The organism is Sphingopyxis sp. DBS4, assembly GCF_024628865.1.
In the GTDB taxonomy this organism is placed as follows: domain Bacteria; phylum Pseudomonadota; class Alphaproteobacteria; order Sphingomonadales; family Sphingomonadaceae; genus Sphingopyxis.
In genome coordinates, this window is the sequence record NZ_CP102384.1 from 986737 (window position 1) to 1002377 (window position 15641).

The 15641-nt window shown below is 66.4% G+C and carries 19 protein-coding genes; 12 read left to right on the forward strand and 7 right to left on the reverse strand.

The window, feature by feature from the left end:
* Nucleotides 1-18: 18 nt before the first annotated feature.
* The 4 genes from surE to NP825_RS04545 form a co-directional block, all read right to left on the reverse strand.
* Nucleotides 19-795, reverse strand: a complete 777-nt coding sequence (gene surE, locus NP825_RS04530) for a 5'/3'-nucleotidase SurE (protein WP_257548853.1) — start codon at nucleotides 793-795, stop codon at nucleotides 19-21.
* A 108-nt stretch (nucleotides 796-903) separates the two neighbouring features.
* Nucleotides 904-2178, reverse strand: a complete 1275-nt coding sequence (serS, locus tag NP825_RS04535; RefSeq protein WP_257548855.1) for a serine--tRNA ligase — start codon at nucleotides 2176-2178, stop codon at nucleotides 904-906.
* A gap of 144 nt (nucleotides 2179-2322) precedes the next feature.
* Entirely contained in the window at nucleotides 2323-2784 is a 462-nt protein-coding gene (locus NP825_RS04540; RefSeq protein WP_257548857.1) for an SRPBCC domain-containing protein, read from the reverse strand.
* A complete protein-coding gene (locus NP825_RS04545) occupies nucleotides 2781-3125 on the reverse strand; it encodes a helix-turn-helix transcriptional regulator (RefSeq protein ID WP_257548860.1) in 345 nt (114 codons plus the stop codon). Before NP825_RS04545 ends, NP825_RS04540 begins: the two co-directional genes overlap by 4 nt.
* 29 nt (nucleotides 3126-3154) lie before the next feature.
* Here NP825_RS04545 and NP825_RS04550 point away from each other — a divergent pair, with 29 nt between their 5' ends.
* The 4 genes from NP825_RS04550 (at nucleotide 3155) to NP825_RS04565 (ending at nucleotide 5763) form a co-directional block, all read left to right on the forward strand.
* Nucleotides 3155-4153: a hypothetical protein gene (locus tag NP825_RS04550; RefSeq protein ID WP_257548862.1), complete on the forward strand. Its 999-nt coding sequence runs from the start codon at nucleotides 3155-3157 to the stop codon at nucleotides 4151-4153.
* Between the two features lie 60 nt (nucleotides 4154-4213).
* Nucleotides 4214-4555, forward strand: a complete 342-nt coding sequence (locus tag NP825_RS04555; RefSeq protein WP_257548864.1) for a hypothetical protein — start codon at nucleotides 4214-4216, stop codon at nucleotides 4553-4555.
* A 268-nt stretch (nucleotides 4556-4823) separates the two neighbouring features.
* Entirely contained in the window at nucleotides 4824-5285 is a 462-nt protein-coding gene (gene dksA / locus NP825_RS04560; protein WP_257548867.1) for an RNA polymerase-binding protein DksA, read from the forward strand.
* A 94-nt stretch (nucleotides 5286-5379) separates the two neighbouring features.
* Complete coding sequence (locus tag NP825_RS04565) at nucleotides 5380-5763, forward strand: PilZ domain-containing protein (protein ID WP_257548869.1); 384 nt, start codon at nucleotides 5380-5382, stop codon at nucleotides 5761-5763.
* Nucleotides 5764-5812: 49 nt separating this feature from the next.
* Here NP825_RS04565 and NP825_RS04570 read toward each other — a convergent pair whose 3' ends face one another.
* Nucleotides 5813-5971, reverse strand: coding sequence for a YdcH family protein (locus NP825_RS04570; protein WP_105998073.1), 159 nt, complete (start codon nucleotides 5969-5971; stop codon nucleotides 5813-5815).
* Between the two features lie 140 nt (nucleotides 5972-6111).
* Here NP825_RS04570 and NP825_RS04575 point away from each other — a divergent pair, with 140 nt between their 5' ends.
* The 3 genes from NP825_RS04575 to NP825_RS04585 all read left to right on the forward strand — a co-directional run bounded on the left by NP825_RS04575 (nucleotide 6112) and on the right by NP825_RS04585 (nucleotide 7496).
* Nucleotides 6112-6309: a YdcH family protein gene (locus NP825_RS04575; protein ID WP_257548871.1), complete on the forward strand. Its 198-nt coding sequence runs from the start codon at nucleotides 6112-6114 to the stop codon at nucleotides 6307-6309.
* Nucleotides 6310-6503: 194 nt separating this feature from the next.
* Entirely contained in the window at nucleotides 6504-6971 is a 468-nt protein-coding gene (locus NP825_RS04580; RefSeq protein ID WP_257548873.1) for a DUF1465 family protein, read from the forward strand.
* A gap of 69 nt (nucleotides 6972-7040) precedes the next feature.
* Nucleotides 7041-7496, forward strand: a complete 456-nt coding sequence (locus tag NP825_RS04585; RefSeq protein ID WP_257548875.1) for a hypothetical protein — start codon at nucleotides 7041-7043, stop codon at nucleotides 7494-7496.
* Between the two features lie 91 nt (nucleotides 7497-7587).
* On the opposite strand, the gene NP825_RS04590 is transcribed toward NP825_RS04585, so the two are convergent.
* Nucleotides 7588-8670 carry a DUF2332 domain-containing protein gene (locus NP825_RS04590; protein WP_257548877.1) on the reverse strand — a complete coding sequence of 361 codons (1083 nt, stop codon included), beginning with the start codon at nucleotides 8668-8670 and terminating at the stop codon, nucleotides 7588-7590.
* 38 nt (nucleotides 8671-8708) lie between these two features.
* On the opposite strand from NP825_RS04590, the gene hisG reads away from it, so the two are divergent.
* From hisG to NP825_RS04615, 5 genes are all read left to right on the forward strand, one after another.
* Complete coding sequence (hisG, locus tag NP825_RS04595; protein ID WP_257548879.1) at nucleotides 8709-9365, forward strand: ATP phosphoribosyltransferase; 657 nt, start codon at nucleotides 8709-8711, stop codon at nucleotides 9363-9365.
* Nucleotides 9352-10644: a histidinol dehydrogenase gene (hisD, locus tag NP825_RS04600; protein WP_257548881.1), complete on the forward strand. Its 1293-nt coding sequence runs from the start codon at nucleotides 9352-9354 to the stop codon at nucleotides 10642-10644. The genes hisG and hisD overlap by 14 nt, the downstream gene beginning before the upstream one ends.
* 136 nt (nucleotides 10645-10780) lie before the next feature.
* On the forward strand, nucleotides 10781-11230 hold the full coding sequence (gene nusB, locus NP825_RS04605; protein ID WP_257548892.1) for a transcription antitermination factor NusB: 450 nt from the start codon (nucleotides 10781-10783) through the stop codon (nucleotides 11228-11230).
* Nucleotides 11231-11385: 155 nt separating this feature from the next.
* Entirely contained in the window at nucleotides 11386-12318 is a 933-nt protein-coding gene (thiL, locus tag NP825_RS04610; protein ID WP_257548894.1) for a thiamine-phosphate kinase, read from the forward strand.
* 246 nt (nucleotides 12319-12564) lie between these two features.
* Complete coding sequence (locus NP825_RS04615; protein ID WP_257548896.1) at nucleotides 12565-14679, forward strand: sodium-translocating pyrophosphatase; 2115 nt, start codon at nucleotides 12565-12567, stop codon at nucleotides 14677-14679.
* A gap of 96 nt (nucleotides 14680-14775) precedes the next feature.
* Here the strand turns inward: NP825_RS04615 and NP825_RS04620 are convergent, their stop codons facing one another.
* Nucleotides 14776-15588 (reverse strand): SDR family NAD(P)-dependent oxidoreductase, encoded by an 813-nt coding sequence (locus tag NP825_RS04620; protein WP_257548898.1) that lies wholly within the window; start codon nucleotides 15586-15588, stop codon nucleotides 14776-14778.
* Nucleotides 15589-15641: the final 53 nt, after the last annotated feature.

The following is a 15641-nucleotide window of genomic DNA, read 5'->3' on the forward strand; positions in this document are numbered from 1 at the left end:
AAAGGCTTGCAGCGAAGGCTAGCCCGCAAACTCCGCCGCATAGGCCCCGCGCAGCGTCGCGAGCGAGGCGTCGTGGGTCAGGTCGAGCTGGAGCGGAGTGACCGAGATATGATGGTCGTCGATCGCTTCGAGGTCGCTGTCGTGCCCCAGGCTGTGCTCGATTCCGTGCAGGCCGAACCAGTAATAGGGATAGCCGCGCGGATCGGTGCCCTCGACGATCGAGCCGCGGCCGTAATCGTGAAAGCCCTGCCGCGTGACGCGGATGCCCTTGACCGCGGCGGCGGGGATCGCGGGGAAATTGACGTTGATCAGCGTGCGCGGCGGCATGTCGAGCGCGAGCAGCGGGCGCAGCACCTTCGCGCCCCACGCCTCGGCCGCCTCGAACGGCACGCTGTCGCCCATGCCTTCGCGTGCATAGACCTGGCTGAGCGCGATCGAGCGAATGCCCGCGAGCGCACCCTCGATCGCCGCCGAAACCGTGCCTGAGTAAGTGATGTCGTCGCCCAGATTCGCGCCGCGATTGACCCCCGACAGGATCAGGTCGGGCTTTTCGGGCATCAGCTTGCCGACCGCCATCATCACCGAGTCGGTCGGGGTACCGGTGCACGACCAGCGCCGCTCGCCGTGCTGGCGAATGCGCACGGGGCGCGAGAGGGTGAGCGAATGGCCCGCGCCCGACTGCTCCTCCGACGGCGCGCAGACCCAGATGTCGTCCGAAAGCTGGCGCGCGATCGCTTCGAGGACCGCCATGCCGGGGGCGTGATAGCCGTCGTCGTTGGTGAGGAGGATGCGCATGTCTTGTCTTTCTCAACCTCCGTTCGCCCTGAGCTTGTCGAAGGGCCGTTCTTTTCTTTGGCGCTGTAAGAAGAAGGACGGTGCTTCGACAAGCTCAGCACGAACGGATTAAGGGGTAAGCTTGGTAATCCCGCCCATATAGGGCAGCAGTGCCGCCGGAATATCGACGCTGCCGTCGGCCTGCTGGTAATTTTCCAGGATCGCGACGAGCGTGCGCCCGACCGCGAGGCCCGAGCCGTTGAGCGTGTGGACGAACTCGTTGCCTTTCGCATCTTCGCGGCGGAAGCGGGTGTTCATGCGCCGCGCCTGAAAGTCGCCGCAGTTCGAGCAGCTCGAAATCTCGCGATAGGCGTTCTGACCGGGCAACCACACCTCGAGATCATAGGTCTTGCGCGCCGAAAAGCCCATGTCGCCGCTGCACAGCAGCATCTTGCGATAGGGAAGATCCAATTCTTCCAATATTTTCTCTGCCGCTCTTGTCTTGCGTTCGAGTTCGGCGTCGCTGTCCTCGGGGCGGACGATCGAGACGAGTTCGACCTTCCAGAACTGGTGCTGGCGGATATAACCGCGCGTGTCGCGGCCCGCCGCACCGGCTTCCGAGCGGAAGCAGGGAGTGAGCGCGGTCATGCGGATCGGCAGCTCGGCCTCGGGCAATATCTCTTCGCGCACCGCGTTGGTCAGGCTCATCTCGGAGGTCGAGATCAGCCAGCGGCCGTCGGTGGTCTGGAACAGATCCTCGCGGAACTTGGGGAGCTGGGTCGTGCCGAACGCGGCCTCGTCGCGCACCATCAGCGGCGTCGCGCATTCGACATAGCCGGGCTCGCCGGTCTGCCTGTCGAGCATGAACTGGCCGAGCGCGCGTTCGAGCCGCGCCATCTGGCCGCGCAGGAAAGCGAAGCGCGCGCCGGACATCTTCGCCGCGGTCTCGAAATCGAGCCCGAGCGCTGGAGCGAAGTCGGCATGTTCCTGCGGTGCGAAGTCGAAGGTCCGCGGCGTGCCCCAGCGCGCGATCTCGACATTGGCATCCTCGTCCGCGCCATCGGGAACGTCGGCGGCGGGAATGTTGGGCAGCGCGGCGAGCCTGTCGTGCAGCGCGGTAAGCTGCTCGCGCTCGGTCTCTTCCTTTGCGGGGAGGGTGGCCTTGAGGGCGGCGACCTCGGCCTTCAGCGCTTCGGCCTTTTCCTTGTCGCCTGCTGCCATTGCCTGGCCGATCGCCTTTGACGCTTCGTTGCGGCGTGCGAGCGCGGCCTGAATGTCGGTCTGCAAGGCGCGCAGCGACGCGTCGAGGCCAAGGATTTCGGCGGACAGGTGTTCGAGGCCGCGACGTGCGAGCCCGGCATCGAACGCGGCGGGATTCTCCCGGATCAGGCGGATATCGTGCATGGCCGCGCTATGGCGGGGCAGCGCGGGCGGTGCAAGCCTTGATCCCGTTCGTCGCCCCCGCGAAGGCGGGGGCTGCTGGCGGTTTGCGCAGCGACGAGGGGAAAGGCCGATGGCGGCCCCCGCCTTCGCGGGGGCGACGAACGTTCAGCCTTCCAGCATGTCCGCCAATTGCCCCAGCGTCGTGCCCCAGCCGTCCTGAAAGCCCATTTCCTCATGCTTGCGGCTGTCCTCAGGGCTCTTGTGGAGCACGCGCGCCGAATAGAGGGTGCCGCCGTCCTGCGCCGCGAAGGTCAGGATCGCGGTGATCGCGAGCCAAGGTTCGACGGGTTGCCAGCCTTCGGTCATCACGGTGGTGAAGACGAGCCGCTTTTCGGGAAGGACTTCGAGGAAGCAGCCGTCGACATGCGGCTGCCAGTCGCCGTCGCCTTCGCGCATCCGGGTCACGAAGCCGCCGCCGGGGCGGAGGTCGAGCGTATCGACGAGGCACAGGATCGGGGCGGGAATCCACCATGAAGCGAGCTTGGCCGGGTCGCTCCACGCGTCCCATACCGCCGACGGCGGCCCCTTGATCAGGCGTGAGATGGTCAGTTCGGTGTCGCTCGTCACGATGCTTTCTCCTGTGAATTCTGCGATTCGACGAAAGCGGCGAGGCGGTCGGTACGACCCTGCCAGATGGCGCGCTGCTCGGCGAGCCAGCCTTCGGCGGCGGCGAGCCGGTCGGCATCGATTTGGCAGGTTCGCACGCGGCCCCGCTTTTCCGACCGGATCAGCCCCGATGCTTCGAGCACCGCGAGATGCTTGAGAAAGGCGGGAAGGCCCATGGCGAACGGCTCGGCAAGCCGCGTCACCGGCGCCGCGCCTTTCAGCAGGCGGCCGATCACCGCGCGCCGGGTCGGGTCGGCGAGTGCGTGAAAGACCGTGTCGAGAGCCATTTGTTGGTTCGCCATATGGTGAACCATAGAATATAGTTCACCGATTGGCAAACTATATTGTGCCGCGCATGAAGAGAGGGCCGCCCCGCGGGACGGCCCTCAGTCAGGTGGTGCGGGCTTCGGTCGCCCGCAACCGCCAGTGGATCTATGCCGCGTCGGCTTCTTCGTCGTTGCGGTTCGCGGCGCGGCGGCGCGCGACGAGCGCGGCAGCGGCGGCCCCGAACAACAGCATCATCGGCGGCGCCGGCACGGGGGTCGGGTCGCCCGACGAACTGCTGGTGCTGCCGCCCGAGCTGGACGACGAGGAGGAAGACGAGCTCGACGAAGACGAGCTCGACGACGAAGAGCTGCTGGTGCTGCCGAAGCTGCTGCTGCCGCCGGTCGCGCCCGACGAGGTGGCGCCGCTCGACGAACTGCTGCTCGACGACGAAGAGGAACTGCTGCTCGACGAGGAGGACGAGCTGCCGCCGTGCGAGGAACTGCCCCAGCCGGAGCTGCCCTTCGACGAACTGCCCCAGCCCGAACTGCCATGGCCGTGCGAACTGCCGCCGCCCGATGAGGAAGAGCTCGACGACGAGGAGGAAGAGGAGGACGACGAACTCGACGACGAGCTGCTGCTCGACGAGGAGGTGCTGACGCCGCCGGTCGAGGTCGACACATTGCCCGACGAAGTGCTGACGTTACCCGACGAGGTCGAGACGTTGCCCGAAGACGTGCTGACGCTGCCCGTCGAGGTCGAGACCCCGCCGGTCGAGGTGCTGACACTACCCGTCGACGTCGAAACGCCCCCGGTCGAGGTCGAGGTGGAAACGCTGCCGGTAGAGGTCGACACGCCGCCCGAGGTCGAGCTGGTAGAGGTCGATACGCCGCCGGTCGTGGTCGAGGTTACGACGACGCTGCCGCTGCTGCCGCCCGAGCTGCCGCCGAAGAAGCCCCCGAAAAAGCCGCCGCCGAAGCCGCCGCCAAAACCGCCGCCGATCACCGTGACGCCGCCGCCGCTGCCGCCGCCGCCTTCCCAGCCGCGCTGCGGGAAGGGAGCATAGGGAATCGGAGGCAGGGGGATCGTTTGCGTCACGACCTGCTGTTGCGGGGTGACGGTGCGGATGATTCGCTTCGTCGTGACGACGCGGCGGATGCGCTTTACCGGCTTGCGCGCGGCGTGGCGTTTGCGCACGACCTTCTTCGCGCCGCACGGCGTGCAGGACTGTACGGTCGATGCCCGCGCCTTCGGCACGTCGGCGATCTGCATCGCGCCGCCCCCGATGAGGGCGCCGCCGCAGGTGCAGGCACAAAGCTTGGCGAGGGCCATTCGGACAGACATATTCCCGTTCTCTCTTTCCCGTTGCAGGCGCGACAGGCGTTTCCTGTTGCACCTCCCGCTAAAGCCAAAAGGACAAAGCTTTGTGAACGCGTCCATGGCGTTAACTGCGTTTACCTGTCCGTGAGCGGGAAACCGCCCCCGGAATCAAGGAAAATACGCATAACTGTCCCAAATCAGAACGGAAATCCCTTCGATTCGGTCCCATCGGTTAATTTGGCGAAAGACGAGAGGTCATGAATGCCGGCCCGGTTCACCCTGGCTTCAGCGCTTCGTCGCTAGTCGCGGCTTCGGCGCTTGTGTCGTTCCTTGGGGGTGGTTATAGGCGCGGCGCATTCCCCTGGTCGTCCGTCCCGGGCGGCTGAGGAGACAGGAAAGGACGCGAGAATCCCTTTATGCCAACCCAGATCGCCGATGTTGGCGCCGACGCGCTCCTGGAAGCCAAGTCCAATCTCGATTCGGACTATGTCCCCAGCGACGACGAAGAATTTATGAACGAGCGGCAGCAGGAGTATTTCCGCAACCTGCTGCTCGCATGGAAGAAATCGATTCTCACCGAAGCCGAATCGACGCTGGCGCACCTGCAGGATGGTCCGCTGCGCGAGCCCGACCTCGCCGACCGCGCGTCGAGCGAGACCGACTGGGCGATCGAGCTTCGCACCCGCGACCGCCAGCGCAAGCTGATCGCCAAGATCGACGCCGCGATGCGCCGGATCGACGAAGGCGAATATGGCTATTGCGCCGTCACTGGCGAGCCCATCTCGCTCGCCCGGCTGCAGGCGCGCCCGATCGCGACGATGACGCTGGAGGCGCAGGAGCGTCACGAGCGCAACGAGCGCATCTCGCGCGAGGATTGATCCGCGCCGGGACAGGCCGGGTCTTATTTACGTTTCCGCAATCGCTGCGATCTAGATTCGCCGCCTGACATGCAGCGCGGGGATTGAGGTCGCAATGGAATCGCAGGAATCGCTATCGGTCGACGAGGAAGTGGCGGCGCTGTCGCGCGGCGCTGATCGGGACAGCCTGTTCATGCAGGCCAATCTTCTGCTGCCTGGCCAGTCGGCGCCGCTCGTCGTGCGCGTGCGCAACCTGTCGGCGGGCGGCATGCTGGCCGAGGCGCCGGTTCGCGGTGTCGCGCAGGGCGCGGCGATCGAGGTCGAATTGCGCAACGTCGGTTTCGTGCCGGGCCGTGTCGTCTGGGTCGGCGAGGGGAAATTCGGCATCGCTTTCGATCGCGCCATCGATCCGCAGGCGGTGCGCCGTCAGGTGGTTCAAAGGATGGAAGTTCCGCCGCATATCTCGGCGCTCAATCGACCGTCCTACCGCCGGCGCTGAAGCGTTCCGCAGGGGAGGGCGTCAGCGGGGCGGTAGCGGTCTGCGACGCTCAGGCGGTCGCGGCCATTTCTTCTTTCAGCCGCAGCTTCTGCTTTTTCATTTGCGCCAATAATGCCGTATCGGGGCTGGGGCGGCGCTCTTCATTCGCAATTTTCGCGTCGAGGTCCGCGTGGCGGGACTTCAGGGCGGAAAGGTGCGACAAGCTCATGGGCCATTCTCCTTTTCGACTCGTGTTGGCAGGACCGAGTAAATCACGAATCGCATCCCTTGTCGTCGCGATTCGGCCAGTCGGTTACCCGCAAGGACAGCCCGTTGCGGACGAGCCATGATCGTGGCAGGAGGCGGGGCGTGAACGCCGAGGAAATCACCCAGCGCCTGGAACTGCTTCGCCTCGAGCATCGCGACCTCGACGCCGCGATCATCGCGCTCGGCGAGGCGGCGGTTCCCGATCAGCTTCAGCTTGCGCGCATGAAGAAGCGCAAGCTCCGCCTGCGCGACGAAATCACCTGGTGCGAGGATCAACTCCTTCCCGATATCATCGCGTGAAGGCTGGGCGGGCGCATAAATGCATCGTCATTGCGAGCGCAGCGAAGCAATCCAGAGTGTGCGTAAACCGCTCTGGATTGCTTCGCTGCGCTCGCAATGACGAGGTTTGATTCAAAACGGGACACGGCACTCACCAATTTCATGGTTAGCGCCATTGCGGCCCCCGCTCACGTCATGCCATCTCCTGCGCCATGGTGACGGGACGGACAGATGCGGGCGCGGCCAGCCTTCCGGTGCAGCGCGCGCAGGTCGAAAATCTCTATGTCGACGCGATGCTGCTCGCCGACGAAGCGCATGCCGCCTTTGCCGCGCAGCGCGATCTCGGCCGCGCGGAGGACGACAGCCTGCTACGGATCGGGCTCGCCTGCGAATCGCTCAAGACGACGACGCGGCTGATGCACATCATCGCCTGGCTGCTGCACCGCCGCGCGATGATCGCGGGCGACCCCGGCGCCGGTCCGAACGACAGCGCGGCACGGATCGGCGCGCCGGTGGTTGCCGATTGGGCTATCTGTGCGCGGTTCGATGAGCCGCTTCGCCGCATCGTCGCGGCGAGCGAGCGATTGTTCGAACGCATCGCGACGATCGAGGCGGGCTGGGATGCGCACAAGGCGGCGACTCCGGTGCAGACGATGCTCGCGCAGCTTTCGGCGCGGCTGTAATTTTCGCCAAAATCGCTTGCCCTAAAAGAAGTATATGAAATACTCTTTTCCGTGAAGGGAGAGCGGATGATGGATCGTGCCGAAAAGCTCGCGCTGCTCGAAGCGAGTCTGACGCGCGCGGCGGAGGTGCTGGGCGACGTCACGCCGCATGTGATGACGCTCTATTATGCGCGGCATCCGGGTGCCGCGGCGAGTTTCGAGCATCATGGGCTCGGCAAGACCGCGGCACTCGAAGGCGAGATGATCGAGAATTGCCTCTATTGCCTGATGTATTGTCTCGAACGCCCGACCGAGATCGAGATTCTGCTCGAAAATTCGGTGCCGCACCATCATTTCACCCTCGAGGTGCCGCTCGGCTGGTATCAGGGGCTGGTCGACGCTGCGATCGACGTGATCGCCGGGACGGTGCCCGCGGACGCGGCTGCTGAACTGCAAGTGTGGGCGGAGATTCGCGAACGGCTGGGCGCGATCTTCACCGGATGCCGCGATTTGCTGCCCGAGGATGCGGTTGGAGCAGGGGTGTAGCTTGATATCTTCCGTCATCCCGGCGAAGGCCGGGATCTCGACGGGGCAATGCAGCGTGACGGTGAGACCCCGGCCTGCGCCGGGGTGACGATCAACCGGCGACCCACTCGATCCACGCGCCATGCGGATGCGAGCGGGCGAGGGTGCGGCCCGCTTCGCCGCCCGGCCAATGGCGCACGACCAGTTCGTGATGATGCGCGGCGCGATTCGCCTCGACCGCGATCCAGGCGAGCGGACGGTCGGCGGTCGCTTCGGCGCCGGCTTCCTCCATCGCGGTCGTCACCCGCATCTGCTGGTCCTCGGGGACATATTGCCAGACGATCGAATGCATCAGGACGCGCGTCGTGCCCTCCTCCTGCGGCCTTTTGAGTTCGGCCTCGACGAAGTCGGCGGCGGTGGCGCGGACGAGATTCGGTTTCGCCTCGCGCGCCGCGGCGATCGCCGCCTCCATCCGCGCGAAGCGGATATGGTGTTCGGGCCAGATATAGGCCTTAAGGCGCAACGCCTGCGCTGGATCGGTGAGGTCGACCGGAGCGACGTCGCAGCCCTTGAGGCCCGCGATTTCGATTCCATGCTGCGGCGGATGAACCCCGCGCCAATCGGGGGTGAAGGCGATCGCGCCCGGCTCGGGCCCGACCTGCACCCCGCCGAGGTCGTAATGATAGCGATCGAGCATCAGGTTGATCCCCGCGCTCGACCCGATCTCGATACAGTCGAAGCGCGGCGGCAGGCCCTGATCAGCGAGCCACAGCATCGCCGCGATGAAATTCGACGAGCGCCCCGCCTCGTTGGTCTGCGGCGGGCCGTCGAGCCAGGGGAGCAACGCCGCTTCCTGCCGCTGGACGACTCCGGCGACGATCGCGGCGTCGTTGATATCCTCGGCATCGGCATAGATGGGCGCGAGTTCGGGTGCGGCGCCCGCGAGGTGGAGCGCATGGAGCCCGCCCGCGGCGCGCAGCGGCAGCGCGTCGGCAAGCGGCGCGCCCTGCCATTCGGCCATGCGGCGGGCAAATCCGGTCGCGGGCGTGTCGAGCAAGGTCGCGAGCGCCGCGACGATCCGCGCCGTCACCGGCGCTTCGCTCGCCCGGCAATAGGCGACCTGGTTCGCGAAGGCGGTACGCACCGCGCCCGCGCCGGTCGCGCCCATGTCGATGAACTCGTAACGCTCGCTCATTGCCCTTTCTCCCGTCGCCGCTTAAAGGCACGGCGCTTATGCCCGAACCGATCATCTTTGCCATCCCCAAGGGCCGCATCCTCGACGAGGCGCTGCCGCTGCTCGCGGCCGCCGGTATCGAGCCCGCGGCGGATTTCTTCGACAAGAAGAGCCGCGCGCTGGTGTTCGGGACGAACCAGCCGCATATCTCGCTGATCCGCGTGCGCGCCTTCGACGTCGCGACCTTCGTCGCGCACGGTGCAGCGCAGCTCGGCATCGTCGGGTCGGACGTCATCGACGAATTCGACTATTCGGAACTTTACGCGCCGGTCGATCTCGGCATCGGCCATTGCCGCCTGTCGCTTGCGGGGCCTGAAGGCACCGCGCCGCCGGGAATCGGGTCCAGCCATATCCGCGTCGCGACCAAATATCCCGCGACGACGCGCCGCTGGTTCGCGGGGCAGGGAATTCAGGCCGAATGCATCAAGCTGAACGGTGCGATGGAGATTGCGCCGAAGCTGGGCCTCGCCTCGCACATCGTCGATCTGGTTTCGACCGGGCGGACCTTGGTCGAAAATGCGCTTGCCGAGCAGACGGTGATCAGCGAGGTTTCCGCGCGGCTGATCGTCAACCGCGCCGCGTTCAAGCTGCGCTCGGCCGAAATACCCGCGCTGGTCGAGAAATTCCGGCAGGCGGTCGGCCATGCGGCGGCTTGACGCTTCCGAGCCCGGTTTCGCGCCGGCGTTCGACGCGCTGGTGAGCGACCGGCGCGAGAGCGCGTCCGACGTCTCGGCCGATGTCGCCGCGATCGTCGCACGGGTGAAGGCCGAGGGCGATGCGGCGCTCGCCGATTATACGGCGCGGTTCGATCGCTTTGATCTGGACGCCAGCGGCTGGAGCATCTCGAAGGGGGAATGCGCCGCTGCTTATGACGCGCTGGCGCCCGAACTTCGCGACGCGCTCGATCTCGCGGCCGAGCGTATCCGCGCCTATCACGCCGCGCAGCGTCCCGAGGATCGCGACTATCGCGACACGACGGGCGCGCGGCTCGGTGCGCGCTGGAGCGCGGTCGATGCCGCGGGGGTCTATGTCCCCGGCGGGCGGGCCGCCTATCCCTCGTCGGTGCTGATGAACATCCTTCCCGCCAAGGTCGCGGGGGTCGAGCGGATCGTGATGGTCACGCCGACGCCCGACGGCGCGACGAACCCGGTCGTGATGGCGGCGGCGCATATCGGTGGAGTCGACGAAATCTGGCGCGTCGGCGGCGCGCAGGCGATCGCCGCGCTGGCCCATGGCACCGACCGGATCGCGCCGGTCGACGTCGTCACCGGCCCCGGCAACGCCTGGGTCGCCGAGGCCAAGCGCCAGCTTTACGGTGTGGTCGGCATCGACATGGTCGCGGGGCCGAGCGAGATCGTCGTCGTCGCGGACAGCCGGAACGAGCCGCACGTCATAGCTGCTGACCTGCTCAGCCAGGCCGAACACGACCCGACGAGCCAGTCGATCCTGTTCACCGACGACGGCGATTTCGCCGATGCGGTCGCGGCGGCGGTGGCGGAACTTATCCCCGCGCTTTCGACGGCAGCCACGATGGAGGCGAGTTGGGCTGACAACGGCGCGGTGATCGTCGTGCCGACGCTGGCCGATGCGATTCCGCTCTGCGACCGGCTCGCGCCCGAACATCTCGAACTCGCAGTCGATGCGGCCGAGGCCGACGCGCTGTTCGCCAAGGTGCGCCACGCGGGATCGGTCTTCCTCGGCCGCCAGACGCCAGAGGCGATCGGCGATTATGTCGCCGGTCCCAACCATGTTCTTCCCACCGGCCGCCGCGCGCGCTTTTCGAGCGGGCTGTCGGTGACCGATTTCATGAAGCGCACCAGCTTTCTTGCGCTGGATGAAGGCGCGCTGGCGGCGATCGGCCCCGCTGCGGTCGCGCTCGCGACGGCTGAAGGGCTGCCCGCGCATGCGCTCAGCGTTCAGAACAGATTGAAATAGAGCCGACCTTGACCTTCATTCGTCGTCCCGGCGAAGGCCGAGATCTCGACCTTGCGTAATGAGCAACCGGCGAGATCCCGGCCTTCGCCGGGATGACGATTTGAGCAGATGACGATTTAAGATAAAGCGACACGCCATGAACAAACGCACTCAGTCCCGCTCCGCCGCCCGCCTCGCCGCCGTGCAGGCGCTCTATCAGCATGAGATGGAGGGCACGCCGGTCGCGCAGCTCGTCCACGAGTTCCACCAGCATCGCATCGGCAAGATCATCGAGGACGCCGAATATGCCGACGCCGACATCCCCTTCTTCGACGACATCGTAAAGGGCGCGCTCGCCCGCGCGGACGAGGTCGATGCCGCGATCACCGCACGGCTCGCGAGCGGCTGGACGATGGACCGGCTCGACCGCACGATGAAGGCGATCTTGCGCGCCGGCGCCTATGAGCTGATCGCGCGCGGCGACGTGCCGGTCGGCGCGGTGGTCAGCGAATATGTCGATGTCGCGAAAGCCTTCTTCGATGGCCGCGAGGCGGGATTCGCCAACGGCCTGCTCGACGCGATCGGCAAGGATGTGCGGGCGAAATAGCGCTCCCGTCAACCGCGTGTGTCCCCGCGAAGGCGGGGACCCAGAGCGGAAATAAGCCCAACGGTTGCGCAAATGCGCTCTGGGTCCCCGCCTTCGCGGGGACACGCTGCTATGGTATCTTTTATGCCCGCGCACGATCCATTACGATTTCCGCCATGACCGAAGCCGATTTCATCGCCCGCCTGCGCGGCATTGCGACCGACCCCGCCGCGCGCGGGCTCGCCGATGATGTCGCGGTGTTCGAGGGCCTTGTCCTCACCCACGATATGATCGTCGAGGGCGTCCATTTCCTTCCCGACGAACGCCCGCAGGATGTCGCGTGGAAACTCGTCGCGGTGAATCTCTCCGATCTCGCCGCGAAGGGCGCGGTGCCGGTCGGGGTGCTGCTCGGCTACAGCCTGGCGGGCGACGCGGACTGGGATGCCGCTTTTGCCGACGGCCTCGACATCGTGTTGCGGCGTTACGGGTTGCCGCTGCTCGGCGGCGATACCGTCGGCGTGCCGGCAGGGGCGCCGCGCAGCCTTGGCCTCACCGCGATCGGCAGGGCACCGCTCGAGGGCGTGCCGTCGCGCAGCGGGATGCGCCCGGGCGATCAGCTTTGGGTCAGCGGCACGATCGGCAACGCCGGGGTCGGCCTGGCGATGCGGCTCGGAGAAATCGACGCCAACGAGACTTGTCTCGCCGCCTACAGCCGCCCGCAGCCGCAGCTCACGCTGGGGCAGGCGCTGGTGCCGCACGTCCATGCGATGATGGACGTCTCCGACGGCCTGCTGATCGACGCGGAGCGCATGGCGGCGGCGAGCGGCTGCGACGTCACGCTGATGGTCGAGACGGTGCCGCTGTCGGCGGCGCTGCTCGCGGTGCGCCCCGACGTCCTCGACACGCGTCTCGCCGCGGCGACCGCGGGCGACGATTATCAACTGCTGTTCGCGGCCGATCCGGGCGAGGCGGCCGCGATCCGCGAGATCGCGGCGGGACTCGGCGTCGCGGTGACCCCGGTCGGTCACGCCGGGGTGGGCGAGGGGGTCACGCTGGTCCACCGGGCGCAGCGGATCGCGCTGCCCGAGCGGCTGGGGTTCATGCATTAAATCCTGTTCCCGTCATCCCGGCGAAGGCCGGGATCTCGCCGGTGCGTCATGGCGCAAGGTCGAGATCCCGGCCTTCGCCGGGATGACGCTAATGCAGGCTTGCCCTCGGCTTTCTTTCTTCCCATAACCCCCGCGTCCAATTTGGGGCGGTCGCATCAGGGGAGAGAGCGAGCCGGCATCAATAAGTCGGACGTTCGACTGCTATCTTTGCGTTCGCCCTTCTCGATGGGGAAGGAACAGACACGCATGAATCCGGTTTTGATCGCGATAGCGTGCGGCCTTTTGGCCGTGCTCTATGGGTTCATTACCTCGCGGCAGGTGCTCGGCGCATCGGCGGGGAATGAGAAGATGCAGGAAATCGCCGGCGCCATCCAGGAAGGCGCCAAGGCCTATCTCGGCCGCCAATATCGCACCATCGCCATGGTCGGCATCGTTGTCGCCATCCTCGTCGGCTGGTTCCTCGGCCCGATCTCGGCGACCGGCTTCGTGCTGGGCGCGGTGCTGTCGGGCGTTGCCGGTTTCGTCGGCATGAACATTTCGGTGAAGGCGAACGTCCGCACCGCCGCCGCGGCCCAGAAGGGACTGCAGGCAGGGCTGACGATGGCGTTCCGCGCCGGCGCGATCACCGGCATGCTGGTGGCGGGCCTCGCGCTTCTCGCGATCTCGGTCTTCTTCTGGTATCTGACCGGCCCCGGCGGCTATGGCGTCGGCGGCGATGACCGCACCGTCGTCGATGCGCTCGTCGCGCTCGCCTTCGGTGCCTCGCTCATCTCGATCTTCGCGCGTCTTGGCGGCGGCATCTTCACCAAGGCCGCCGATGTCGGCGCCGACCTGGTCGGCAAGGTCGAGGCGGGGATTCCCGAGGATGATCCACGCAACCCCGCGGTGATCGCCGATAACGTCGGCGACAATGTCGGCGACTGCGCCGGCATGGCCGCCGACCTGTTCGAAACCTATGTCGTCACCGTCGGCGCCACCATGGTGCTGATCGCGCTGCTGCTGAAGGGCGCGGGCGACATGCTGTTGCCGCTGATGACCCTGCCGCTGCTGATGGGCGGCGTGTGCATCATCACCTCGATCATCGGCACTTATTTCGTGCGGCTTGGCGGCGGCACGAATGTCATGGGCGCGATGTACAAGGGCTTTCTGGTCACCGCGATCCTCTCGATCCCGGCGATCTGGTTCTCGACGCAATATGCGCTCGGCGACATGGAAGCGACGATCGCGGGGACCGGTTTCAACGGCCGCAGCCTCTTCTATTGCTCGCTGGTCGGCCTCGTCATCACCGGCCTGATCATCTGGATCACCGAATATTACACCGGCACCAACTATCGTCCGGTGCGCAGCATCGCCAAGGCGTCGGAAACCGGCCACGGCACCAACGTCATCCAGGGGCTGGCGATCAGCCTTGAATCGACCGCGCTGCCGACGCTGGTGATCTGCGTCGGCATCATCGTTGCCTATCAGATCGCGGGCATCATCGGCATCGCCTTCGGCGCCACCGCGATGCTGGCGCTCGCCGGCATGGTCGTCGCGCTCGACGCTTATGGTCCGGTCACCGACAACGCCGGCGGCATCGCCGAAATGGCCGGTCTCGACGACAGCGTTCGCGAAAAGACCGACCTGCTCGACGCCGTGGGCAATACCACCAAGGCGGTGACCAAGGGCTATGCCATCGGTTCGGCGGGGCTGGCGGCGCTGGTGCTGTTCGGCACCTATACCGCCGACATCAGCGAATATTCGGCGAAGCTCGGCCTCGATGCGCCGCTGACCTTCTCGCTGTCGTCGCCCTATGTCATCGTCGGACTGCTGCTCGGCGCGCTGCTGCCGTATCTGTTCGGCGCGCTCGGCATGACCGCGGTCGGCAAGGCGGCGGGCGACGTGGTGAAGGATGTTCGCGACCAGTTCGCGAACAACAAGGGCATCATGGACGGCACCAGCCGCCCCGACTACGCCCGCACCGTCGACCTGGTCACCAAGGCGGCGATCAAGGAAATGATCGTGCCCAGCCTGCTGCCGGTGCTGGCGCCGATCGTGGTGTTCTTCGTCATTCGCGCCGTGGCCGGTCCGGCCGAGGCGCTCGAAGCGCTCGGCGCGCTTCTGCTCGGCGTGATCGTCGGCGGCCTGTTCGTCGCCATCTCGATGACCTCGGGCGGCGGCGCATGGGACAATGCCAAGAAATATATCGAGGACGGCAATCACGGCGGCAAGGGCAGCGAGGCCCATAAGGCCGCGGTGACCGGCGACACCGTCGGCGATCCCTACAAGGACACCGCGGGTCCGGCAGTCAACCCGATGATCAAGATCACCAATATCGTGGCGATCCTGCTACTCGCGGCACTGGCGCACGGCGCGGTGTAAGCCGCGCTGCCCGCGCGGGCAAAAGAAAGGCCCCGCCGGAGCGATCCGGCGGGGCTTTTCTTTTCGCTTCCCGGCCTTCGCCGGGATGGCGGGAATTCATTCCCCGGTCTTCAACTGCGCCGCCAGGCCGGCCTGCACCGTGGCGCTCATCCGGTCGAACAGCGCGTCGGGGTCGGCGCGGCGGAGGCGGGCCATATCGGCTTCGGCACCTTCGGCGACGACGATCTCGCGCTTTCCCGCCGCGATGGCGTCAAGAATCTGCGTCGCGGCATCTTCGGGCGACATGCCGTTCTCGATCACCGCGTCACTGGTCCCGCGCGTGCTGCCGTCGGCGTTCAGCGCGTTGCGGCTGACGTTGGTGCGCACCGACCCCGGCGCCACCACGAGGACTTTCAGCCCGCGATGCTCATTTTCGACGCGGACGCTGTCATGATAGCCGATCAGCCCGTGCTTGGCGGCCGAATAGGCGCTGCGCAGCGGTGCGCCCAGAATCCCCGCGACGCTGGAGATGGCGACGATCTGTCCGCCGCCGGCCTCGATCATCCGCGGCAAAAGCTGCTGGGTAAGGGCGATCGGCGCGAGCAGGTCGACATCGACGATCTTTTGATAGACCGAAAAATCGGTGTCGATCGCCAGGCTGCGTTGCGAAATGCCGGCGTTATTGACGAGCCCGTCGATCCGTCCGCACCAGTCCCAGGCTTCCTGCACCAGCGTTGGCAATGCGGCGTAATCGGTCGCCTCGAACGGCAGAATCATCGTGCCGGGTCTGCAGTCCTTCGCGACCGCTTCGAGCGCCGCGACGTTGCGGCCCGACAGGATCAGCCGCGCACCCCGGCCCGCAAGTCCCCGCGCCAGCGCCGCGCCGATGCCCGACGATGCGCCGGTAACCCACCAGATTTGATCTTTCATATCGGCATCCCCATTTAGCTATCGGTTGCAGCTTGAAACGGGTGTAAAGCGGC